Origin of the sequence: Vibrio aerogenes (genome assembly GCF_024346755.1) — a bacterium.
Lineage (GTDB): Bacteria > Pseudomonadota > Gammaproteobacteria > Enterobacterales > Vibrionaceae > Vibrio > Vibrio aerogenes.
The window spans coordinates 782919-807600 of sequence record NZ_AP024862.1 but is presented as its reverse complement, the minus strand read 5'-3'; the positions used below and the strand labels follow the sequence as shown (position 1 = coordinate 807600).

At 44.6% G+C, this 24682-nt stretch carries 19 protein-coding genes; 10 read left to right on the top strand and 9 right to left on the bottom strand.

The window, feature by feature from the left end; translation table 11 throughout:
* Positions 1-3 precede the first annotated feature (3 nt).
* From OCV29_RS21165 to galM, 7 genes are all read left to right on the top strand, one after another.
* On the top strand, positions 4-2079 hold the full coding sequence (locus OCV29_RS21165; protein WP_073604517.1) for a beta-galactosidase: 2076 nt from the start codon (positions 4-6) through the stop codon (positions 2077-2079).
* Between the two features lie 204 nt (positions 2080-2283).
* A complete protein-coding gene (gene lamB / locus OCV29_RS21160; protein ID WP_073604518.1) occupies positions 2284-3555 on the top strand; it encodes a maltoporin LamB in 1272 nt (423 codons plus the stop codon).
* A 420-nt stretch (positions 3556-3975) separates the two neighbouring features.
* On the top strand, positions 3976-4974 hold the full coding sequence (locus OCV29_RS21155; protein ID WP_073604519.1) for a glycoside hydrolase family 53 protein: 999 nt from the start codon (positions 3976-3978) through the stop codon (positions 4972-4974).
* A gap of 543 nt (positions 4975-5517) precedes the next feature.
* Positions 5518-6540 carry a UDP-glucose 4-epimerase GalE gene (gene galE, locus OCV29_RS21150; RefSeq protein ID WP_073604520.1) on the top strand — a complete coding sequence of 341 codons (1023 nt, stop codon included), beginning with the start codon at positions 5518-5520 and terminating at the stop codon, positions 6538-6540.
* 72 nt (positions 6541-6612) lie between these two features.
* Entirely contained in the window at positions 6613-7671 is a 1059-nt protein-coding gene (locus tag OCV29_RS21145; protein ID WP_073604521.1) for a UDP-glucose--hexose-1-phosphate uridylyltransferase, read from the top strand.
* Positions 7672-7770: 99 nt separating this feature from the next.
* On the top strand, positions 7771-8937 hold the full coding sequence (gene galK, locus OCV29_RS21140; RefSeq protein ID WP_073604522.1) for a galactokinase: 1167 nt from the start codon (positions 7771-7773) through the stop codon (positions 8935-8937).
* 12 nt (positions 8938-8949) lie between these two features.
* Positions 8950-10008, top strand: a complete 1059-nt coding sequence (gene galM / locus OCV29_RS21135) for a galactose-1-epimerase (protein WP_073604523.1) — start codon at positions 8950-8952, stop codon at positions 10006-10008.
* A gap of 109 nt (positions 10009-10117) precedes the next feature.
* Here galM and OCV29_RS21130 read toward each other — a convergent pair whose 3' ends face one another.
* A complete protein-coding gene (locus OCV29_RS21130) occupies positions 10118-11116 on the bottom strand; it encodes a substrate-binding domain-containing protein (protein ID WP_073604524.1) in 999 nt (332 codons plus the stop codon).
* 754 nt (positions 11117-11870) lie between these two features.
* Here OCV29_RS21130 and OCV29_RS21125 point away from each other — a divergent pair.
* Positions 11871-12104 carry a hypothetical protein gene (locus tag OCV29_RS21125; RefSeq protein ID WP_073604525.1) on the top strand — a complete coding sequence of 78 codons (234 nt, stop codon included), beginning with the start codon at positions 11871-11873 and terminating at the stop codon, positions 12102-12104.
* Positions 12105-12343: 239 nt separating this feature from the next.
* Here OCV29_RS21125 and frdD read toward each other — a convergent pair whose 3' ends face one another.
* The 5 genes from frdD to OCV29_RS21100 form a co-directional block, all read right to left on the bottom strand.
* A complete protein-coding gene (frdD, locus tag OCV29_RS21120; protein WP_073604526.1) occupies positions 12344-12706 on the bottom strand; it encodes a fumarate reductase subunit FrdD in 363 nt (120 codons plus the stop codon).
* 12 nt (positions 12707-12718) lie between these two features.
* A complete protein-coding gene (gene frdC / locus OCV29_RS21115) occupies positions 12719-13102 on the bottom strand; it encodes a fumarate reductase subunit FrdC (RefSeq protein ID WP_073604527.1) in 384 nt (127 codons plus the stop codon).
* Positions 13103-13111: 9 nt separating this feature from the next.
* Positions 13112-13843, bottom strand: coding sequence for a succinate dehydrogenase/fumarate reductase iron-sulfur subunit (locus OCV29_RS21110; protein ID WP_073604528.1), 732 nt, complete (start codon positions 13841-13843; stop codon positions 13112-13114).
* Position 13844: 1 nt separating this feature from the next.
* Entirely contained in the window at positions 13845-15650 is a 1806-nt protein-coding gene (frdA, locus tag OCV29_RS21105) for a fumarate reductase (quinol) flavoprotein subunit (protein WP_073604529.1), read from the bottom strand.
* 141 nt (positions 15651-15791) lie between these two features.
* Positions 15792-17003 (bottom strand): dicarboxylate/amino acid:cation symporter, encoded by a 1212-nt coding sequence (locus tag OCV29_RS21100; RefSeq protein ID WP_073604530.1) that lies wholly within the window; start codon positions 17001-17003, stop codon positions 15792-15794.
* A gap of 533 nt (positions 17004-17536) precedes the next feature.
* On the opposite strand from OCV29_RS21100, the gene OCV29_RS21095 reads away from it, so the two are divergent.
* Complete coding sequence (locus OCV29_RS21095) at positions 17537-18463, top strand: LysR substrate-binding domain-containing protein (protein WP_073604531.1); 927 nt, start codon at positions 17537-17539, stop codon at positions 18461-18463.
* A 70-nt stretch (positions 18464-18533) separates the two neighbouring features.
* Here the strand turns inward: OCV29_RS21095 and ansB are convergent, their stop codons facing one another.
* Both ansB and aspA read right to left on the bottom strand, forming a co-directional pair.
* Positions 18534-19595, bottom strand: a complete 1062-nt coding sequence (ansB, locus tag OCV29_RS21090; protein ID WP_073604532.1) for an L-asparaginase 2 — start codon at positions 19593-19595, stop codon at positions 18534-18536.
* Positions 19596-19678: 83 nt separating this feature from the next.
* A complete protein-coding gene (aspA, locus tag OCV29_RS21085) occupies positions 19679-21109 on the bottom strand; it encodes an aspartate ammonia-lyase (RefSeq protein WP_073604533.1) in 1431 nt (476 codons plus the stop codon).
* Between the two features lie 534 nt (positions 21110-21643).
* On the opposite strand from aspA, the gene OCV29_RS21080 reads away from it, so the two are divergent.
* Entirely contained in the window at positions 21644-22948 is a 1305-nt protein-coding gene (locus tag OCV29_RS21080) for an anaerobic C4-dicarboxylate transporter (protein WP_073604572.1), read from the top strand.
* A 475-nt stretch (positions 22949-23423) separates the two neighbouring features.
* Here the strand turns inward: OCV29_RS21080 and OCV29_RS21075 are convergent, their stop codons facing one another.
* Entirely contained in the window at positions 23424-24674 is a 1251-nt protein-coding gene (locus OCV29_RS21075; protein WP_073604534.1) for a GGDEF domain-containing protein, read from the bottom strand.
* Positions 24675-24682: the final 8 nt, after the last annotated feature.

Here is a 24682-nt window from a genome sequence, read left to right as displayed (position 1 = left end):
GTCATGTTGCAGTATTCATCAATGATTCCGGATATTCATCATTTTCTTCACGGGGCTGATTACAACCCTGAACAATGGCTTGACCGGCCGGATATTCTGGAAGCCGATATTCAGCTGATGAAACAGACACATTGTAATGTCATGTCTGTCGGTATTTTCAGCTGGTCAGCGCTGGAGCCTTCTGAAGGCGAATTCCGGTTTGAATGGCTGGATAACGTATTAGACAGACTGGCAGAGAATGGCATCTCTGTTTTTCTGGCAACGCCAAGTGGAGCGCGTCCGGCATGGTTGTCTCAGCGATATCCCAGCGTATTGCGTGTCGATGAAAACCGGGTGAAGCAGCGACACGGAGAGCGGCACAACCACTGTTACAGTTCGCCGGAATACCGGGAAAAAGTGACGGTCATCAATACAAAACTGGCAGAGCGCTACAGCCATCATCCGGCTGTGATTGGCTGGCATATTTCCAATGAATATGGCGGTGAATGCCATTGTGAACATTGTCAGCAAGGGTTCAGGGAGTGGCTGAAAGCACATTATGGAACTCTGGAAAAACTGAATGCAGAGTGGTGGACGGCATTCTGGAGTCATACATTTACAGACTGGTCTCAGATTGAGTCACCGTCGCCGGTCGGTGAAAATTCAATTCATGGACTGAAACTTGACTGGAAACGCTACCGGACCGACAGAGTCGCGGACTTTTGTCGCCAGGAAGTCCGGCCGTTAAAAGCTGAAAATCCTGACTTACCGGTGATTGCGAATTTCATGGAATACTTCTATGACTACAACTACTGGAAGCTGAGTGAAGCGGTTGACATTGTTTCCTGGGATAACTACCCATTATGGCACCGTGACGACGATGAAACCGGTCTGGCGTGTTATATCGCGATGTATCACGATTTAATGCGAACGCTCAAGCAAAAGCCTTTTTTGTTAATGGAATCCACACCCAGTCAGACGAACTGGCAGCCGATTACCAAGCTGAAGAAAGACGGGATGCATTTGTTGTCCTCAATGCAGGCCGTGGCGCATGGCTCGGACTCTGTACAATACTTCCAGTGGCGTAAAAGCCGGGGATCGGTTGAGAAGTTTCACGGTGCTGTGATTGATCATGTGGGTCATGCGGATACCCGTACCGGCCGCGAGGTCACGCAGGTTGGTCAGATGCTGGAGAATATTTCTGCGGCCTGCGGTAGCCGGACCGTTTCAGAAGTCGCGATTATTTTTGACTGGGAAAGCCGCTGGGCAATGGATGATGCCTCCGGCCCGCGTAATGAAGGCCTGTTTTATGAGCAGACCGTCGCGGATCATTATCGTGGTTTCTGGGAACAGGGGATCAACTGCGACATCATAGAACAGTTATGTGATTTTACGCCGTATAAAGTGGTGATTGCGCCGATGTTGTACATGATTAAGCCTGGTGTTGCGGAGCGTCTGGAACAGTTTGTTGAAGCGGGCGGTGTATTAGTTGCAACCTACTGGAGTGGTATTGTCAATGAAAGTGACCTCTGTTTTCTGGGTGGTTTTCCCGGCGGAGAGAACAGTCCGTTGCGCCGTACACTGGGGATCTGGGCCGAAGAAATCGACTCTTTGTACGATCATGAGCGCGTCACGCTGGAAATCGCCGCAGAGAATACATTGGGGATGTCCGGTCGCTTTCAGGCAAAGCATTTGTGTGAGCATATTCATGCTGAATCTGCACAGGTTCTGGCGCATTACACGGATGATTTATTTGCCGGTACACCTGCATTAACCTGTCATCATTATGGCCGGGGAGCGGCATACTATATTGCGTCCCGGAATGACCCCGGTTTTCATCGCCAGTTTTATCAGCAATTAACCAGAGCACATGGTTTAAAAACAGTGATTCAGGATATACCTTACGGGGTTTCAGTGACCACCCGGCAGAATGATGAGCAACAATTTATTTTTATCATGAATTTTCTGACGACACAGATCGAATTAATACTTCCCGACAAAGATATGTTTAATTTAATCAATCAGGAGGAAATAATAAGTAAAAAACTAATACTTCAGCCTTACGAAGTGAAAATATTATCCGGAGAAACACAGAAATAATAATAACCCTCAGATGAATGTTGTATTTTATATCTGATGATCGATGGTTTAATTATCTGTTGACTTACTAATTATATTCATTGGTTTTATCAGGGGCACACATGATATTTATCAGGATTTTCCTGAGGGGTTTGTATTGCCTGTTATTGGTGATTGATATTCAGGCAATACATATTGAAACAAAAGGAAAACAAGGAGAACAAAATGAAATTTCAGAAAAAAAATCTATTTCTTGCCCTGAGTGTTGCATTCGCTGTTACCCCGGCTCATGCAGTGGATTTTAACGGTTATGTCCGCGCGGGAATTGCCGCAAATGCAGATGGCGGAGGCCTGAAAGGCGGGGATGAATTTAACAAAAGCAAATTAGGCCGGTTGGGGAATGAATTCGACAATTATGCAGAAATTGGGTTAGGTCAGGAACTGTTTAACGATGATGGCCACAGCATGTATCTGGATACAATGTTCTCTATGGAATCTTCGGGAAGCATGAACAATGAAACGACCTCCCGGAGTAATTCTGAGGAAGCAACGTTTGGTATTAAGCAGGCAGCACTGAAGGTCAAAGGTTACATTCCTTCTGCACCGGAGGCGACTATCTGGGCCGGAAAACGTTTCTATCAGCGTCAGGATCTTCATATCATCGATACCAAATATCTTAATATCTCTGGCTACGGTGCTGGTGTGGAAGGGGTGAATGCCGGGCCGGGAACCGTGTCAGGGGCAATTGTCCGTGGTGACGGTGAAGCATGGGATGACTCGGTATCCATTGGTGATCTGAACATTTACTACGCGGATTTTCGCTACTCAAACCTGAAACCATGGGAAGGTTCATGGGCAGAAATTGCGGTTGATTATGCGATAGTCAATCCGAGTGATGCGCAAAAAGAAACCGGGGCAGAAGTTGCTGAACTGGATAATGGATTGATGCTGACAGCACAAGTGAGTCAGAATTTCAGCTGGGGCTGGGATAAAGTCGTGCTCCAGTATGGGGACAAAGGGTTGGCGCAAAATATGATCTCGCAGGGAGGCGGATGGTACGATATCTGGAGTGGCGATGTGAATCACGCGAAAGGGTATCGTCTGATTAACACCGGTGATATTAATCTGTCTGATAATTTCATGATTGACCATGTGCTGACTTATGGTTACGCCAAAGATCACGGAGACTGGGTTGATGACGAAAATTTGCTGTCGTTTGTACTGCGCCCGGCGTACACCTGGTCTCAATACAGTAAAACAATGCTGGAACTCGGTTACTTCAAGAGTAAGAAAACCTGGGACGGTGGTCATGAAGACAAGTCAGCAGGTAAGAAAATTACACTGGCTCAGGCGCTGACAGTCGGCAAAAGTTTTTTCTCACGTCCTGAACTTCGCTTTTATATTTCTTATCTGAAAGATGATGAAGGAAAATCATTAAATAATGGTACCGATAATAGTGGGGTTAATTATGGCGTACAGTTTGAAGCATGGTGGTAAAGACCCGGTTTAAATTTTAATTGATGACTTGCCTTTTCTTATTTCCCACAGACTCCCCCGGTCTGTGGGCTTTTTATTATATTTCTTGTGTCTTGAATTTACCGGAGAATAAAAGAGAAAGATATTATTCTGTTGACTTTATTTTTATTGGTTCAGGTTGTGAATATATAAGGATCGCATCACTTTGAATGCAATATCACCATGTGACTGTGGTTTGTTTTTATAGTAAAAATTTACGCCTGAGAATTGAAAGTTATCACAGAACGATTCTAAACAATCAAACAATTTGTTTAAGTGTGATCTGTTTGTTATTTGAACAGTCTCAGGTTTGATTATATACCCAAACAACCTGAACAGAGCATCTTCAGGTTGCTTGGGTATATATCCGGGAAGTCCATTTTCAGAGGGAGATTATCATCAATGAAACAGACAATAAAAATGATTATTGGGACAGGCACACTTTTGCTTGCAACACACACTTTTGCTTTTACCAAAGGGGCTGATATCAGCTGGTTAACTGAAATGGAGGACAGTGGTTATCAGTTTTACAATGACTGGGGTTATAAACAGGACGTTTTGTCAATTCTGCGGGATCATGGCATGAACGCAGTTCGCCTGAGAGTGTGGGTGAACCCTGCTGATGGTTATTACAACTCACTTCAGGATGTCATTGTCAAAGCCAAATGGGCGAAAGCTGCTGGTATGGATGTCATGATTGATTTTCATTACAGCGATAAATGGGCGGATCCCGCCAACCAGTGGAAACCCGGCAAATGGGACAAGCTGAGTTTTAATGATCTGATGGCGAAAGTCTGGTCATATACCAAAGAATCTCTGACATCACTGAAAAATGCCGGTATTACTCCTAAGTGGATTCAGATTGGCAATGAGACAAATAACGGCATGTTATGGAATGACGGGATGGCTTCAAAGAACATGCGGAATTTTGCCTGGTTGTACAACAGTGGCCGCAATGCAGCGAAAGAAGTTTTCCCTGATGCGAAAATGATTGTTCATCTGGCAAACTGCCATGACAATGCGAATTTTCGCTGGATATTTGACGGCCTGAAAGCCAATGGATCGCAATGGGATGTCATTGGCGCTTCTTCCTATCCGCGCAGTGCAACCGGGATGACCTGGCAACAGGCAACGGCTAAGTGTTTAGCCAATCTCAATGATATGGCCGAGCGGTATGGATCGGAAGTGATGGTCACAGAAGTTGGTGTTCCCTGGGATGATTCGGAAGCGAAAACGATTGTTGCTGACGTGATAAAGAAAGTCCGTCAAGTCAAGAATGGTAAAGGCTTGGGCGTTTTCTATTGGGAACCTGAAGCATATAACTGGAAAGGATATACCTGGGGAGCATGGAATCCGGATACCAAACAGCCGACTGAAGCGCTGGATGCTTTTCTGGAGTAGGTGATGAAAGATAAATAAACCGCTCTGGGACAATACATCCTGTTCACCTGAACAGGATGTATTGTCCGTTATTTGAGCGTGAACCCGGTGGGGTGCATTTAGCACGTCTGGCTCGTTTTTGTTATCGTTTACATTTTTGTATTGTCTCTTGTTGCTTCTCTGCTCACGGTGGCTTTATTGATCCCTTTGAATGCCTCATGCTTCCTTCCGTGTTATCTGATTTGAGAAAGATAAACAGCCAGTTTATGGTCCGTCTGATACATATTATAATTTATTTAACTTTCTGATTATTTGATAAAAATGTAAAAATTATCAAATCTGGCTGAACCATGTCTTGTCAGACTGAATTTTCTGGTTTAGATCACTGAAACCTCAACTCTGGAGATATCAATACAAGATAAATTTAAGTGGAAACGTTTACACTATGTGGATTTGATCACAATCGGGGATCGCTGAGGTTGATAAACTACAGTCAGATTTTGCCGGTGTTTCACTGGCTGATGAGATTTCAATCTGGCAGCAATTGCGAAAGAGAGGTGAATAGTGGAAGTTCTGGTGACTGGCGGCATGGGATATATCGGTAGCCATACCTGTGTTCAAATGATTGAAGCAGGGTTCACACCCATTATTATCGATAACCTGTGCAACAGCAAATTCGTGGTACTGGATCGGATAGAAGCATTAACTCAGGTCCGGCCTTTATTTTATCAGGGTGATATTCGTGATGAATCGTTTCTCGATCACGTGTTCAGTCAACACAATATTCAGGCTGTCATTCATTTTGCCGGATTGAAAGCCGTGGGAGAGTCGGTAAGCCAGCCATTAGCGTATTATGATAACAATGTGACAGGGTCACTCGTATTGGTGCGTGCAATGTGTAAAGCCGGCGTAAAAAGTATCATTTTCAGCTCTTCTGCAACGGTGTATGGCGACCCGGAGCGAGTTCCCATCACAGAAGAGTCACCCATTGGAGCAACGACCAATCCGTATGGCCGGAGTAAATTTATGGTCGAAGCCTGCTTGTCAGACTTTTTCCATGCTCAACCGGACTGGAGTGTTACTCTGCTGCGTTATTTTAATCCTGTGGGTGCCCATCCCTCCGGCACCATGGGGGAAGATCCAAATGGTTTGCCGAATAACCTGATGCCGTTTATTGCTCAGGTTGCTGTGGGGCGCCGGGAAAAACTATCGGTATTTGGTCAGGATTACCCGACGGTTGATGGTACCGGAGTCCGTGATTATATCCATGTCATGGATCTGGCGGACGGACATCTTGCTGCACTCAATGCGGTGGGCAGACAGGCTGGATTACATATTTATAACCTGGGAACCGGCAATGGGGCGAGTGTACTTGAAATGGTCGATGCATTCAGCAAGGCTTGCGGGAAATCCATTCCTTATGAAATTTGCCCACGACGACCGGGAGATATTGCCCGTTGCTGGGCGGCGACGGCAAAAGCAGAAAAAGAACTGGGCTGGAAAGCGACCCGGACAATTGCTGACATGACCGCAGACACATGGCGCTGGCAGTCACATCATCCGCAAGGTTATCAGAGTGAATCGTGACAGTGTCTGGTTTAGTAAAATTTTACCTGGCTTCTGTTCGCCGGAAGCGCATGAGCAAGAATAGAGAAAAGTATGTCGAATATTAAATTTAACCCGGTAGATCATCCACATCGTCGTTACAATCCTTTGACTGGTCAGTGGATTCTGGTTTCGCCACATCGTGCGAAGCGTCCGTGGAGTGGTCAGGATGAAAAGCCACAGCCGGCTGCTCTGCCTGAGTATGATGCCCAATGTTTTTTGTGTCCGGGTAATACGCGGATATCCGGCGATAAAAACCCGGATTATCGGGGCACCTATGTATTTAGTAATGATTTTGCCGCATTAATGCCGGATTCTCCTGATGCGCCTGAGTCTGATCATCCGCTGTTCAGAACACAAGGTGTCAGGGGATTAAGCCGGGTCATCTGTTTCTCTCCGGATCACAGTAAAACACTGCCTGAACTTCCGGTTGAACAGATCCGGTGTGTCATTGATACCTGGAATGAGCAGATTGAATCTCTGGGTAAAACTTATATCTGGGTTCAGGCATTTGAAAATAAGGGAGAAACAATGGGATGCTCGCAGCCTCATCCCCATGGACAGATCTGGGCAAACAGCTTTTTGCCTAACGAAATCGAGCGTAAAGAAAAACATTTGAAAGCCTATTACCGGCAGTACGGTTCCAGCCTGTTGGTTGACTATGTTCAGGCGGAGTTAAAAGACGGGGCACGTCTTGTCGTCGAAACTGAACACTGGGTCGCTCTTGTACCTTACTGGGCGGCATGGCCGTTTGAAACCATGCTGCTGCCAAAGACGCATATCCGCCGGATGAGTGATTTGACGGAAGCACAACGAGATGACCTGGCGGTTGCCTTGAAGAAGCTGACCAGTCGCTACGACAATCTTTTTCAGTGCCCGTTCCCGTATTCAATGGGTTGGCATTATGCCCCTTTCTTTGCTGAAGGCACCGATATTTCTCACTGGCAGCTTCATGCACTGTTTTATCCGCCTCTGCTGCGCAGTGCTTCGGTTCGCAAGTTTATGGTGGGATATGAAATGCTGGCGGAGTCTCAGCGGGATTTGACACCGGAACAGGCGGCGGAGCGCCTGCGGGCACTGAGTGATATCCATTACAAAGCAAGAACAGTATAAAAATCAGTCAGCTGAGACAATTTCCGGTGCCTCTGATACAAACTCAAAGCATCATACAAACTCAAAAACACCAGGCTATCAGGTAAAAGAGAACAGACTATGAACCAGTTAATCCAGAATGTGCAAGCGGTATTTTCCACTGCGTTTGGTTACGCACCAACCCATTTGATACAGGCGCCCGGACGGGTCAATCTGATTGGTGAACACACCGATTATAATGATGGTTTTGTGTTGCCTTGCGCGATTAATTATCAGGCGATGGTGGCGGCAGCCAGACGTGAGGATGATCTTGTCCGGGTTCTTTCCGTCGATTACGGTCATGATATCGATGAGTTTCACCTGAATGATGACATCGCGTTTCAGCCAGACTGTATGTGGGCGAACTATATCCGGGGGGTGATGAAATGTTTGTTAGCCCGTGATTATTCGTTTGGCGGCATGGATATCGTGGTCAGCGGAAACGTGCCACAGGGCGCGGGTCTGAGTTCATCAGCGGCACTGGAAGTTGTGACAGGACAGACCGTCAAGGCATTGTATGCTCTGGATATTTCTCAGGCAGAGATCGCACTGAACGGGCAACAGGCCGAGAATGAGTTTGTCGGCTGTAACTGTGGCATCATGGATCAGTTGATTTCGGCTGAAGGGCAGGAGAATCATGCATTGCTGATTGACTGCCGTTCTCTGGAAACCAGGGCCGTCAAAATGCCGGAAGACATGGCGGTGATGATCATTAACTCGAATAAACAACGGGGTTTGGTTGACAGCGAATACAATACCCGCCGGGAACAGTGTGAAGAAGCGGCCCGGATTTTTGGCGTCAAAGCATTAAGAGATGTTTCTGTTGAACAGCTGAACGCCCGGATTTCAGCGCTGGATGAGGTGGTCGCAAAGCGTGCCCGTCATGTCGTGACAGAAAATGAGCGTACAAAAGCCGCAGTAAAAGCACTTGAAGCGGGTGATATGAAGCGTATGGGGGCGTTGATGGCTCAGTCACATCTTTCTATGCGCGATGATTTTGAAATTACGGTTAAAGAAATCGATACGCTGGTTGAAATGGTCAGCGGTGTGATCGGGGAAGAAGGCGGTGTGCGGATGACTGGTGGTGGTTTTGGTGGCTGTATTGTTGCACTTGTCCCGCCCGCTTTGGTTGATCAGGTGAAAGCGACGGTCGAAAGCCGTTATGAGGCGGAAACAGGTTTGCGGGCGACAGTCTATGTTTGTCAGGCAAAAAATGGTGCAGGACCCGCTGTCCCTGTTTCAGGTTGAGAAGAGAGTAACATGACAGGTATTTCCCTTTTAAAAGCAATGACTGCCGAGCCTGCATTTGATGGTTGTCCGGCCAGGCTGGTGACTTTGAAAAATACGGCAGGCATGTCTGTGACTTTGATGGATATTGGTGCAACCTGGCTGAGTTGTGTGATTCCCCTGCAATATGAAAACCGCGAAGTCTTGTTGGGCTGTGCAACGATGGCCGGGTTTAAGCAGATGACGTGTTATATGGGAGCGACCATTGGCCGGTACGCGAACCGGATTGCATCGGGACAGTTTGCTGTTGATGGTCAGGTTTACCGGTTAAGCCAGAATCAGGCCGGAAATACCCTGCATGGCGGAGAAGAGGGATTTGATAAGCGTCGCTGGGAGATAGCCGATCAAGGCAGTGACTTCGTGCGTTTCAGCCTGACTTCACCCAATGGTGATCAGGGGTTTCCGGGCAGGCTTGAGGTGTCGGTCACTTATCAGTTAACGGCAGATAACCGGATGGAGATCGATTATCAGGCGTGCACAGATCAGGTGACGCCGGTTAATCTGACAAACCATGCTTATTTTAATCTGCTGGGGCCGGCATCCGGGACTGATTGTAAAACGCATGTCGTACAGATCAATGCAGATGCTTATCTGCCGGTGAATCAGCATGGCATTCCCGTCAGTCAACCTGTACCAGTCCATGGAACTGGTTTTGATTTTCGTCACCCCAAAACGATTGATAAGGATTTTTTGACTGATGAACAACAACAGCTGGTAAAAGGGTATGACCATGCCTTCCGGCTCAATGCGGCATGTCGCTCCGGGCGTTGGGCTGCCGTTGTTTCTTCTCCGGATCGGTCGGTAACAATGAAAGTGTATACAGATAAACCCGCGCTACAGTTATATACGGGAAACTGGCTGGCCGGAGAACCCGATCGTTGCGGTGGCGAATATGGTGATTATGCCGGGTTTGCGCTGGAAACACAGTTCCTGCCGGATTCTCCCCATCATCCGGAGTGGGATCAGGAAAGCTGCATGCTTTTGCCGGGGGAAGAATACCGCTACCGGACAACTTATTTATTTGAGTTCTGAATTCATTGAATGCTGATTTCCACATTTATTTTTCTGAAAAATTTTTTTATAACAAGGAATGCTCCTGTTTCCGGACAGCCTGAAACTGTATGGGTTGTCCGGTTCTTTTTTAAATTTTTTGTACTGAATCTCTGCGTATGATGGTTGGTGTAAAACGATGAGAGATGTCTTTTGGAGCTTCCCCTTCAGCCAGTGCAAGTGAAAGCCGGGCAGCCTGCTCTGCCATCAGTTGGATCGGGTAGCTGATGGTTGTCAGTTTCGGATACATATATTTTGCAATGAAGCTGTCATCGAATCCTGTCACGGAAATATTCTGAGGTATTTTGAAGCCATTTTCTTCGAAGACTGTTATGGCGCCAGCAGCCATATAATCGTTGTAGGCGACGATGGCAGTAAAACCGACAGACTTTGCCAGCAGATTCCGGGTCGCCAGCTCACCACCTTCACTGTTTGGTTCACCATATTCAATCAGGTTATCAGGTACATCCAGACCATTATCCGTCATTGCGGCACGAAAACCGTCAATCCGTTCGGTGACATCTTCAATCGGATGATTGGAAGCAATATGGGCAATTTTGCTGTGTCCGTGCCGGATCAGCAGCTCTGTCGCCAGATAGGTGCCTTTCCTGTTATCCAGCGAAATACAGCGACTGGCGAGTGCCGGGATATAGCGGTTGATAATCACCAGACCTTTTACCTCTCCGGCATAGCGGATTAATTCATCATCAGACAAGGCTTTTGAGTGAATCACCAAAGATTCACAGCGGCTGTTGATCAGGAGTTCAAGGGCTGCTTTTTCTTCACTGTGTACATGATAGCCGTTACAGACTAACAGGTGTTTTCCTGCCGGTTTTGTGACATTGTCAACGGCTTTGACCAAAGTACCGAAAAATGGATCCGAAACATCCGCAACCAGTATCCCCATCGTCTGTGTATTTTGGCTGACCAGGGCTCTCGCATTTGCATTTGGCCGGTATCCGAGCTTTGACATGGCTTTGCGGACAGCGTCAACAGAAGCTGCACTTGCTTTGGGTGATTGATTAAGTACCCGTGAAACGGTAGCGATTGATACACCGGCTTCTTTTGCTACATCTTTGATGGTCGCCATGATTTCGTCCATGTGTGCTTTCAAAGCCGCTATTATCGCTTTAACTGTGAAAAGAAGAAATGGGTGAAAAGAAGAAATGGGTGAGATTTAAAAAATATATTCAATTGCCGGTAATGAAAAAGTGATGACAACAAAGATATGGTATTCATACCATTCTGAATCAGTTTCTGATCAAAATATATCTGGTTCCACAAACCGCTCAATACACCCCTAAATACCTGTTCCTAATTGTAGGTCACTCAGGCAGATATCGAACACAGACACGCATAAACCCATCCCTGGGGCTCTGCCGCGCCTTCCCTGGCGCGGAAGGTCTGCTTATCGATACCTGCCTCGTAACCAAAAGTGGCGAATATTTAGGAACAGGTATTTAGGCCCTGTATGTTTGAGCCTTGTGATATCAAAGGCTATCGTCAATTCAGGTGTTATTTTTATGCTGCGTCAATAAAAAGTGATAAAAAAGTCATAGTTATGTCAATCATTAATTTTCAGGGTTATCGCATAGATCAAATAATGATAGATTAATCATCATATTCGGAAAGTCTTGCACAAAATGATACTTTAATTATTGATAAATAAGGTATTACGGAGTCACTTTGTTGTTGATTTTGTTATTAAAAAAAAGACTTAAAGCGCATTAAGTCTCAGAATGGTAATTTTTTCAAAATTCTGATGGTTTTTCTTATAGTTTAATAAAATCATATGTGAAATTTTAATCACGAATTATTTCAATAATAAATCAGGTAACTTAATTATGGATACGTTTTTTCAGTTAGTCAGAATGACCAGCCGGACTCATCCTGAAATGAAAGTATATTTGGATGTCATCGAAGAAGAAGCTGAAAAATATGCCGGGTCCTCATTAATATCCAGTATCGAAAAGGTTTGTAATGAGTCTCAGTTGATGAATGAGTTATTTACAGAAGATGAACGTATTCTTTGTGAAATATTCTTAATCTCTCAGATACAGCATAATATTGTCCATTAGATAGGTCCGGGTGATCTCAAAGTCCGGGACTCGCCACGCCTTAAGCTATATGTTTACCAAGGCAGTTGTTTACCAAAGCAGTTGCTTACCAAGACAGTTGTTCACCAAGGTATATGTTTACTAAGTCATTTGTTTACCAGAAAATCTGTTTGCGTTGATACAAGGGCATCATGCCCTTGTATATCCAGTCAATTCTCGCTGAACATTTATCCTGAGATATCCTTGTTTGCCGGATTCATTTATATAATCAGTGCAAATACAATGGCGAATATGGTCGTACTGAAAGCAAGTCCGTAACTGACAATTTTACCTGTGTTGCCGGTGTGGATTTTTAAATCATGCATGCCGTGATGAACCCGGTGCATTGCATGCCACATAGGCAGTGACAGGGTGCCAATGATAAACAGTGCACCTAACGTATGTGAAGCGAAACGAATCATATGTGCATAACTCATGATTTCCGGATTGAGGATCCCCATTGGAACCAATATACCAACAACCAGAATTGTGATGGGCGAGACCATTGCAAACCAGCTGCCTCCGGCACCGAATAATCCCCACCATACAGGTTCGTCTGAACGTTTTGGGTTGGTCTGAATCATTTGCGGTCTCCTTTAAATGGTGATCAATACGATCAGGGAAATGGCAGTAACGAGACACCATTGCGCCAGAACGATTGTTTTTTTATGGATCAGTTTTCCTCTCAGGCGGATGGGAACAACCTGTGGCATCATGCTGAAGAAAGTACCGGCATGAAACAGGCTACCCGCCAGTGCGATCACATGAATGATCATGATGATTGGATTCGCCATATAATTCAGCCATGATTGCCATGCCTCCGGGCCCTTCATCAAACAGCCAAGACCAAACAGTAATGAGAGTGTGAAAAATATCAGTGGTAATACGGTGGCTTCCCGCAACATGTAAAGTCGGTAGAAAGCGTGCTTTTGCCACCAGGTTGCATTCATTTCACGAATGTAAGGTTTTCGATGCGTCATTTTGCTCTCCTATGGTTTCATCATGGCAATAACAAAATCAGTGGATGACTCTATTTTCCCCTGATTGACCGCCGCTGCCGGATCAACATTTTTGGGACAAACTTCGGAACAGAAGCCGACAAAGGTACATCCCCAAACACCATTTTCACCATTGAGCAATGTCATGCGCTGGGCTTTGCCATTATCCCGGCTGTCAAGATTATAGCGATGGGCTAATGTGATGGCTGCCGGGCCGAGAAACTCCGGATTCAGACCAAATTGAGGGCAGGCGGCATAGCACAACCCGCAGTTGATACATCCGGCAAACTGTTTATATTTTGCCAGTTGTGCCGGTGTCTGATTATTCGGGCCGTCCTCTGGTGTTCTGTCGTTGCCAAGAATATAGGGCTTCAGTGCTTCCAGACGCTCAATAAATGGCGTCATATCGACAATCAGGTCTTTTTCGATTGGAAAATTTGCCAGTGGTTCGATAAAGAGGCCATCCGGATAATCCCGCAAAAATGACTTACAGGCGAGTTTCGGGATCCCGTTCACCATCATGCCGCAGGAGCCGCAAATCGCCATCCGGCAGGACCAGCGGAACGAGAGGTTTTTATCCAGGTTATCTTTGATGTAACCCAAAGCATCCAGGACTGATTTTGTTTCATCGAACGGGACTTCAAATGTTTGCTTATATGGTTCGTTATCTTTTTCCGGGTCATAACGCAAAATTTCAACTTTTTGAACTCTGATATCTGACATGTTATTCCTCCGCTTGTGTGGCTGCAGTGGCTTCTTTTGCGGCAGCCTCTTCTGCTGCAGCGCCATACAGACGGGCTTTAGGTTGAGATTGAGTGATGGTCACCTGACTGTAATCAATGACCGGATGTTGTCCGGGCTGATAAAACGCCAGCGTATGTTTGAGATAATTCACATCATCCCGTTCGGTACAACCTTCATCCAGCCTTTGATGTGCGCCTCTGGACTCTCTGCGCTGAATGGCGGAATGAGCCATAGCTTCTGCAACATCAAGGCCATAACCCACTTCAATGGCATAGAGCAAATCAGTGTTAAATACTTTGCCTTTATCCTGAATCCGGATATTTTTGTAGCGGGCTTTTAACTCACTCAATTTAGCAATGGTCTCTTCCAGCAGATCTTCCCGGCGATAAATACCACATCCGGATTCCATCGCCTGGCCCATTTCTGTCCGGATATCAGCCCAGTTTTCATTACCATCCTGAGCAAGAAGTTCTGTGATACGTTTTTCAACCACGGCGACCTGTTTTTCAATTGAATGTTCGTTCCAGCGGGTGAACTGGTGAGCATGCTGAACGGCATGTTCTCCTGCAACGCGGCCAAAAACCACGAATTCTGCCAGTGAATTTGAACCCAGCCGGTTTGCACCATGGAGACCGGAAGAAGCACATTCTCCGACAGCAAACAGTCCTTTAATTCTGGTTTGGCAATGAGGATCGCATTCAATACCACCCATGGTGTAGTGTACTGTGGGCCGGATAGGAATTGGCTCTTTGGCCGGGTCGACATTGACATAGGCTTTTGCCAGTTCACAGATAAAGGGCAGGCGTTCGTGCAGATAATCCTGGCCCAAATGTGTCAGGTCAAGATGTACCACATCACCCAGCGGATGTTTGATGGTGTTACCTTTCTGCTGCTCATGCCAGAATGCTTGTGAAACTTTGTCCCGCGGACCCAGTTCCATATATTTATTTTTGGGCTGACCGACGGGGGTTTCCGGGCCCATGCCATAATCCTGTAAATAACGATAACCGTTTTTATTGACAATAATTCCGCCTTCACCACGGCAACCTTCGGTCATCAGGATACCGGTTCCCGGCAGGCCGGTTGGGTGGTACTGAACAAATTCCATGTCCCGGAGTGGGACGCCATGGCGATAAGCCAATGCCATACCGTCTCCGGTGACAATACCACCGTTGGTGTTTGTATGATAAACCCGTCCCGCGCCGCCGGTGGCAAGGATGACGGATTTGGACTTGATGACGACGAATTCACCTTCAGACATATGTATGGCGACGACGCCCTGAATTTCTTCGTCTTCAACCAGTAAATCAACCACAAAATATTCATCAAGTCGTTTAATTTGCTCATACTTGAGAGAGGTCTGGAATAGCGTATGCAACATGTGAAATCCGGTTTTATCCGCTGCAAACCAGGTCCGTTCGACCTTCATGCCCCCGAAACGACGGACATTCACTTCACCGTTATCCTTACGGCTCCAGGGACACCCCCATTGCTCCATCTGGATCATTTCTCTGGTCGAATTTTCAACAAAATATTCAACAACATTTTGCTCACACAGCCAGTCTCCACCGCCAACAGTGTCATTAAAATGGTTTTCCAGACTATCTTCTTCTTTAATGACTGCCGCAGAACCACCTTCAGCAGCAACGGTATGAGAGCGCATCGGATAAACTTTAGATATCAGCGCGATATTGATATCCGGATCTGCTTCAGCAGCGGCGATAGCGCTGCGTAGCCCGGCACCTCCGGCACCGATAATCGTAATATCTGTGGTTATTGTTTTCACAGTGAATCTCCAGTGATAATGATATAAAAGTCGGGTAACAGGGATAACTGGTACCCCATCGATTGATGAAAGCGGTCATCTATGGGAGCGGTCAGGGTTTAACCGCTCTTTTGTTTTTTGTTATTCGCAATACTGCTTCTGTTATTCAGAATAGAGAGAGTCATTGATTGAAACCGGCGCTTCCTGCAAATCGTCATCCCCGGCGATTTCTTCATGCGTTGTCATTCTGTCAATAAATAACGCGATTACACCATCTCCGGTGACATTACATGCCGTGCCAAAACTGTCCTGAGCCAGATGAAGGACAATTTGCAATGCGATCATTTCTTCAGTAAATCCAAGCATGGAGCCAAGTAATCCGGCAGATGCCATCACGGCACCTCCCGGAGCCCCAGGTGCTGCAACCATGGTAATACCCAGCATGGCGAGAAACGGGAGTGCCTGTAACAGTGTTGGCAGTGCCGTTGTTCCTGACATCAGCATGACAGCGACTGCAACGCCGGCAATACTGATGACTGAACCAGACATATGAATATTGGCACAAAGCGGTACAACAAAGTTGGCAACCGGACCTGAAACACCGTTGCGTTTCGTTTGCTGAAGGGTTACCGGAACGGTCGCCGCTGATGACATGGTTCCTACCGCAGTAAAATAAGCCGGCATCATTCTGTGCAATATTTTCATGGGGGAGTGGCGCAGGATGATGCCGGCGGAGCAAAACTGAATGGTCAGCCAGATCCAGTGCATGACAATAATGGCAAGCAGGACAAGGCTGAAGGTCTTAAGCGTAGCAAAAACGGTTCCTTTGACTGTGATGTCAGCAAACACACCGGCAATATAAAAGGGCAGGGCAGGGATCATGACTTTATTTAAAAACATTTCAATAATATCCCGTCCCTGATTACTGACTGTCCGGAGTTCTCCTGCATCGTGATTCGATATGCCCAGCCCGAAAATAAATGCAATTGTCAGCGCGGTCATAATATTCATCATGGGAGGAATACGGAGCTGGAGAAAGGGTTTGATAGCCGTATGAGCTTCAGGAAGATGACCAGCACCATGAAGCAGCACCGGGAACAGTCCGGAAGCGACAGCATAGGCAAAGAGTCCTGCGCCAAGCGTAGAGAGATAGGCCAGGCCAACGGTTTTTCCAAGTAATTTACCTGAATTTTTGGGTAATCCGGCGATACCGCTGGTGACATAAAATAATATGAGGAGTGGTATAGTAAATTTAATTAGCTGACTTACAATGTATTTAATGGTGATTAAACACTGAACAATTACTTCCGGCGCGAATATTCCCATGAGAATTCCCATGATTATTCCGCAGAATAACTTAATAATTAAACTCATTGTTTTGACCTTTTGTTGAGAGTAAGAATTTTTATATGTTTATATTTATTTGTATTTATTATATTAATATTTTATTAATGATTTAAATATTTCGTTATTTATATATGGGGCTGTTACAATATAAATGATATATTTGTATTTACCTGATGTGAAATGCCAAAATGAAGTGAACAATTATTATATTGCATCACGACAATTTACTTTATGTGATCTGGTTAATAGACAAGAGTAAATATAATTCATGACAATGAAATAATTAAGATAGACATTGAGACTTATTTCTTGTATTTTCTTTTTGGTTTCTAATTTCAGGATCGTAACTTTGATGACTTAGCTCATCAGCATATGAGAACACCACGGAGAATGGATTTAACCCCTTTTATATGCATGGTGGTGTTTAAATTGCAAGATATATTATATTTATTTCATATATACCCGTTGCTATTCATATCTGCTGCTGACTTCAATTCAAATATTCACATCGCATGGATTGCTCCCGATAACCCTATAACAACAAACAGAGCTAATTTTTGATGAAAAATATAGAAACAAAATGGTTAAAAGATTTTCTCACTCTTGCTGAGTTAAAAAACTTTTCCCATGCCGCTGAAGCCCGCAATGTCACTCAACCTGCTTTCAGTCGCAGGATAAAATCACTTGAATCGGAACTGGGACTTGAACTGATTGACAGAACGAAAACACCGATCGAGTTAACTCTGGCAGGAAAGCAGTTTAAAACGAGTGCATTATCTATTCTTCATCAGCTGGATGAAGAAGTGAAGCGCTTGTCTGGCAGTTCTTTTGACGGATGCCATACCGTCCGGCTGAGTGCAGTTCATTCGATTGCGATTACATTATTACCCAAGTTGCACTCATGTTTATTCCACCCTGAGAAAAATACCCGATTGTCGGTTGTGGCAAATGAAGTTGAAGATGCTGTCGAGTTGCTGATTGATGGAAAGTGCGATTTTCTCTTTTCTTTCTACGAAGATAAACTCCAGGTTGCACCATATCGTTCCATTCATTTGGGGAGGAGTTATTTATATTGTGTTTCTGCGGTGGACTCTCAAGGGAATGCATTGTTTGATTTATCAGCTGATAATGACGTACCGTGCCTGGATTATACACCTGAAAGTTATATGGGCAGAATTATTCAACGGACCAACAGTCATCTGACATCTAACTCAGTTTGTTCATCTTCAATGACCAATTTTATCAAAGCGTTAGTGATGCAGGGGAAAGGAATTTCCTGGTTGCCTGACTATGCGATTCGTGAAGAACTTGAATCCGGTCAGTTAAAAATATTGAAAGAAAGAGAGCCGGTCCCGATCGATTTGTATGTCTATCGTTATTACTCCCGGTTACATGAATCCTGTGAAGCCATCTGGAGTGAGCTGAATAAAATTTGTCCGATAGAAGATCTGAATGGTGAATCTCTTTTATCCGGTAAAACCATTTAAAATGAATCATATCACCTGATTCGAAGAAAAAGGGCTGATTTTTCAGCCCTTTATCAATAATCAACCAAGATTAATAAAACCGGAACATTTTCTGAATTTCACGGTAATTGTGAGTCTGTGTCAGTGATAACATCAGCAGGATTCGTGCCTTCTGCGGATTAAGTGTGCCAGCGGCAACAAATCCATACTTATCGTCATCAACCTCTGCATGTAATGTTGTCGAGCCTGTAGGTGTTCTTGAACTGCGAACAACCATCGTGCCATTTTTACTTGCTTTGGCTAATGCATCAAATACAGTGTGATACATATTGCCATTTCCAACACCAGCACTGACAATTCCATCATAATCAGCACTGACAAATGCCTTCACCGGTAATTCAGAAGCATTCGCATAGTTATAAACAATGCCCACTTTGGGTAACTTCTTCACTTTGGAAATATCGAATGTTGTATCCGTTGTATGGTGACGGGCAGGGGTGCGCTGATACTGAATTTCACTGTTGTGAATATAGCCCAGCGGACCAAAATTCGGTGCCTGAAAAGTTTGTACAGATGTGGTGTTGGTTTTCGTGACATCTCGCGCACCAAATACGGTGTCATTCATTGCCACTAATACACCACGTCCTCTTGAATCTTTATCCGTTGCGGTCACCACTGCGTTATATAAGTTCATTGGGCCGTCGGCACTTTTGGCTGTCGAAGGTCGCATTGAACCCACAAGGACAACCGGCTTATTACTTTTGACGGTCAGGTTGAGGAAGTAGGCGGTTTCTTCCATCGTATCTGTCCCATGGGTAATGACAATGCCGTCGACATCATCTTCTGCCAGAAGTGCATTGACCCGTTTTGCCAGTTTCAGCCAAACCGCATCGTTCATATCCTGTGAGCCGATACTTACAACCTGTTCACCACTAATGTGCGCAAGCTTTCCAATTTCCGGAACAGCATAGACCAGTTGATCGACACCAACTTTACCCGCGGTATAGCTGGAATCAGTTGCACTTTTTCCTGCACCGGCTATTGTGCCGCCAGTTGCCAGAATTTTAATATTCGGAAGGTCAGCTGCAAAGGAAAAAGAGCTGATACTGAGTGCTGCAATAATCAAACTATTTCGCATTGGATTGAGCGTCATAAGCGGTTTGTCCTTATTATTTTTTGATTGAAAGAATACAGAGGAAAAAGCTCAGAATGAGTACAAACTGAGCTTTCAATCGGTTATTTATATAATTCGGCGGTATATTTCGGATGCATCAGATTCTTCACAGAAAATATTTCATCAATCTCATCTTCTGACAGTAAATTCCGTGACAGGGCGACATCCCGGACACTCTGGCCCGTTTCTGCGCAGATTTTTCCGATAATATCACCTTCATGGTGACCAATCAGTGGATTCAGATAAGTGACAATACCGATGGAATTCAGAACAAAGTTTTCACAGACTTCTTTGTTCACTGTAATTCCGCTGATGCACTTATCCGCAAGATTGATACAGGCATTATTCAGCAGAGATATCGACTCGAATATCGCTTGTCCGATGACCGGCTCCATGACATTCAACTGCAACTGACCTGCTTCTGCAGCAAATGTTACCGTGGTGTCATTCCCGATAACTTTGAAGCAGACTTGATTGACAACCTCCGGAATGACAGGGTTAACCTTTGCTGGCATGATGGACGATCCCGCCTGCATTTCAGGAAGATTGATTTCATTCAGACCTGTCCGGGGACCAGATGAAAGAAGTCTCAGGTCATTACACATTTTGGATAGTTTCACAGCTAAACGTTTTAAAGCAGCGTGGACCATCACATAAGCACCACAGTCAGATGTTGCTTCAATCAGGTCTTCTGCCGGTTCACAGTTCAGGCCGGTAAACTCCGCCAGGTATTTGACTGCAAGTGCCTGATAACCTTCAACAGCATTGAGGCCAGTACCAATCGCTGTCGCACCAAGATTGACTTCAAGCAGCAGCGCTGCGGTATGTTTTAAGTTTTTCTCTTCTTCTTTTAATGATGTACTGAAAGCGTTGAACTCTTGTCCGACAGTCATTGGAACTGCGTCCTGAAGCTGAGTTCGTCCCATTTTCAGAATATCTTTATACTCCTTACTTTTATGGTTCAGTGTTGAACGTAAGTGCTCAACCGAATTCAGCATTTTGATAATACTGTTGTACACCGCAATGCGGAATCCGGTTGGATATGCACAGTTAGTGGACTGACTTTTATTGACGTGATCGTTTGGATTGATTATGTGGTATTCACCTTTAGGGCACCCTTTGAGCTCGAGTGCTATATTTGCGATCACTTCATTGGCATTCATATTGACCGATGTTCCGGCGCCTCCCTGATATACATCAGAGATAAACTGATCCATACCTTTTCCGGTATTCAGAATCAGATCACAGGCTTGCATAATATACAGACCTACGTCTTCAGGGATGGTCCCAAGTTCCATATTGGCTTTTGCTGCTGCTTTTTTTGTAAAGACCATACCTCTGACAAGTTCTGGTACATCAGAAATCTTTGTTGAGGAGATATTGAAGTTTTCATACGCACGTAATGTATGAATACCGTAATAAGCTGATGCAGGGATTTCGCGTTGACCCAGCAGGTCTTCTTCAACACGAAAATCGTTAGAAGTTCCGGACATAGGAGGCTACCTTTTTGATTATAATTAATTCCTTTCCAAGATGTTATTTTTGCGCCTTAAAGTGAAATGCTTTAAATATAGCGATAATGCATTTATTGCATAGAGATGAGGATGTACATTATTTAGTCGTATTGTTGTTATTACAAATGATATGTTTGTTTTTTGTTATTGAATATAATCTGTTTGTTTTCACTAAACCTGAAAATAAAAATTAATGTGATCTTCTTCAGGTTATGATGATGCATTTTTTTTATGGATAAGCTTTTTTAAGCATTTCAACCAGTGAGAAGACTTGGGTAAGTTATTTTATTAATAGAAGATGAAAATTTTCGAGCGAATTAAATATATTATATTCGATAAAGGATTATTAAATTAATAATAAAATATGACTCATATGATTATATGCGGATAATATTTTTCTTATAAGTGTTTATTTTACTTATCGTTTGACTTTTTCATGGTATCACTTCTTGTAACGTGAATGATTAATTGATGTTACATCCAAAAGAATTAAATAATAAGGAAGTAATTGCTATGTTATTAATTGAAACAGTACTACTCTTAGGGTGTATTATACTCGCTGCCCGGTTAGGTGGAATCGGTGTCGGACTGGCAGGTGGCGTTGGAATGGTCATTGCCGTCTATGTATTAGGTCTGGCACCCGGTTCTATTCCCGTCTCCGTTATTTTAATTATTATGTCGGTGATTCTGGCACTATCGGTTATGCAGGAAGCCGGTGGAATGGGCTATATGGTGAAATGTGCTGAAAGCCTGCTTCGTAATAATCCCAAATATATCAATATCATTGCCCCGGCGACCACTTTTGTTCTGACAACACTTGCCGGAACAGGGTATACCGCAATGTCTGTCCTGAATGTGATTCAGCAAGTTGCCAAAGATAACGGTGTACGTCCCAGCCAGCCTCTGAGTTCGGCTGTTGTTGCATCCCAGATAGCAATTACAGCGTCACCGATTTCCGGAGCAACGGCAGCCATGTATGTCGTCGTTGAACATATGGGCGTTAGTTTTCTCGATGCGATCTGCGTCATTTTACCAGCTGCATTATTTGGCTGTACTATTGCTGCTTTTGTCGCCAGTAAGCAAGGATGTGAATTAAGTCAGGATCCGATTTATCAGGATCGTTTGAAAAAGGGACTGGTGAATTTCAGCTCCGAAGAGGAAAAAAATTCTGAGACGACTCCGGAAGCAAAGCGTTCGGTATTTTTGTTCCTTGGTGGTGTCACTTTTATTGTTGCGATGCTGATGTTTAAATCTGTGATTGGCCATCATTTGGGATCGAAAGACATCATTATTATCACCATGTTTTTTGTGTCTTTTCTGACCGCAGTGACGTGCAAAGTCCCGCTGTCAAAAATCAAGCATGCACCGATATTCCGTGATGGTGCGGAGTCAATTATTGTCATACTTGGTATTGTCTGGTTAAGTTCAACAATTATCGGTGCGCATATTGATGAGATTAAACATATTGCCGGTAGTTTACTTAATGAATATCCTGCACTGCTTTCTTTAGTATTTTTCGGCACCAGTGCGTTATTGTTCAGCCAAGGGGCAACCAGCGCTTTATTAGTACCGATTGCAGCAACGTTGGGTGTGGATGCAGGAACAATTCTTGCGAGTTTTGCGGCAGTGAGTGCTTTGTATATTACGAATATTTATCCGACGACTGCTTTTGCGATTGCAACGGATGATACCGGTTCTTTCATGAGTAACCGATGGAATGGTTCTTTGATTATCAATCACCCTTTCTTCCTGCCTGGCGTGATGGGTATCATGAGTGCGGTTCCAATGGGATTTTTACTGGCGCGGATTTTTATTTAGTTTTTCTGATTGCTTTATTGTTGAAACTGCTGGCGTCTCTCAGGCGTCAGCAGTTTTTTTGATCATGCGGATGGTCGTTTCAGCCGGACACGCGCTGGGAAGAAGGACTTATACCATTCTAAGTCATTTTCTGATCTGGATATATCTGGTTCCACAAACCGCTCAAGCCATCCTCTTTTCGTTGATAAAAAAGGGCTTAAACAAGGGTATCCATGCCCTAATGCTCTTGTATTTTAGCTCAAATCTAATCTGACGAAAGCACCGGAAAAATGGGTAACTGCCAGATCAGGTCTGAGCTAAATACCTGTTCCTGAATATGCGCCACTTTTGGTAACGAGGCAGATATCGATAAGCAGACCTTCCGCGCCAGGGAAGGCGCGGCAGAGCCCCAGGGATGGGTTTATGCGTGTCTGTGTTCGATATCTGCCTGAGTGATCTACAATTAGGAACAGGTATTTAGTACAATTTATGGTAACTACTTAACGATTTTGACTCTGTTACGTCCGGCTTTTTTCGCTTTATATAATGCCTGATCGGCTAATTTAAGAACTTCGTCAGGTACTTTACTTGAGTGACTGTCACTGACTCCGATACTGATTGTAACATTCACGGTTTTATCCGGTTTCGGTTTTTTATTACTATTCCGGCGTTTTAATAAGCCTTGTTTATTATCTTCAGGCCGGTCAGACGAATTGCGGATACTCATTTTATAATCCTGAATATCCTGACGCAGAATATCAAGATACTTTGATGCTTCCTCAGCATCTTTGCCCTTAAAGATGATAGTAAATTCTTCGCCGCCATAGCGGTACGCTTTCGCCCGGCCTTTCACATGAAGCATCCGGCTGGCGACGAGCTTGAGCACGTCATCACCGGTATCATGGCCATAAGTATCATTAAATTTTTTGAAGTGGTCGACATCCAGCATGGCAATGGCAAAGCGACGACCTAAGTGTCTCATGTCAAACTCAAGGGCTCTGCGCGCCGGAAGTGTCGTCAAACGATCGTTAAATGCCATTTCCTGACCTGCAGAGATCAGGTACAGGATCAAAAAGATACCAGAGACTGAAGCCAGTAATGTTGAAATATAAGGTACATGGAAGAAGATAAAAATATTGGCATTGAGCAGAATGGATGTGTAGGTAATCGCATCGAGTGCTTTATTTTTATTCAGTAATAAAATTGCGGTAATCCCGGTGATTGCGAACAAATACAGGACAATTACAAATGGAAGTCTGGAAAATTGCGGGACGGAAGCCAGCAGCCCAGCCGAAATATCATCAAATCCCCCCTGAGTTGTGTGATTGATAATCAGCATGGCCCATGCAAAAAACAGAATCAGAATCAGAATATATAAGAGGAAATTTTTAGTCAGAACGGCCGCATTCCTGAACGCATAATTTAACATGCATGTGACCGGGAAAAGGAAACTCAGTAATGACAGCTCCAATTTTGCTGAGCCGATTGAAAGAGGGACCTGAAGACGATACTGAATAATGCCATAGCAAAGAAGTTGTGAAATGGCGAGCATTCCCATTCTGCTTTGCTTGAATATTTGAGCAATGATAAGGGAGACAATAAACAGCACATACGGCATGTTGACCAGGACAGAATCATGGAACGGAAGCCGTAAAAAGTTTTTCTCAATACCAACCCATACAGCGAGAACCACCACAACAGGAGTAATGAGGCGAAACCATGGGGAATTGATTTGCATCGGAGACATATGATGAT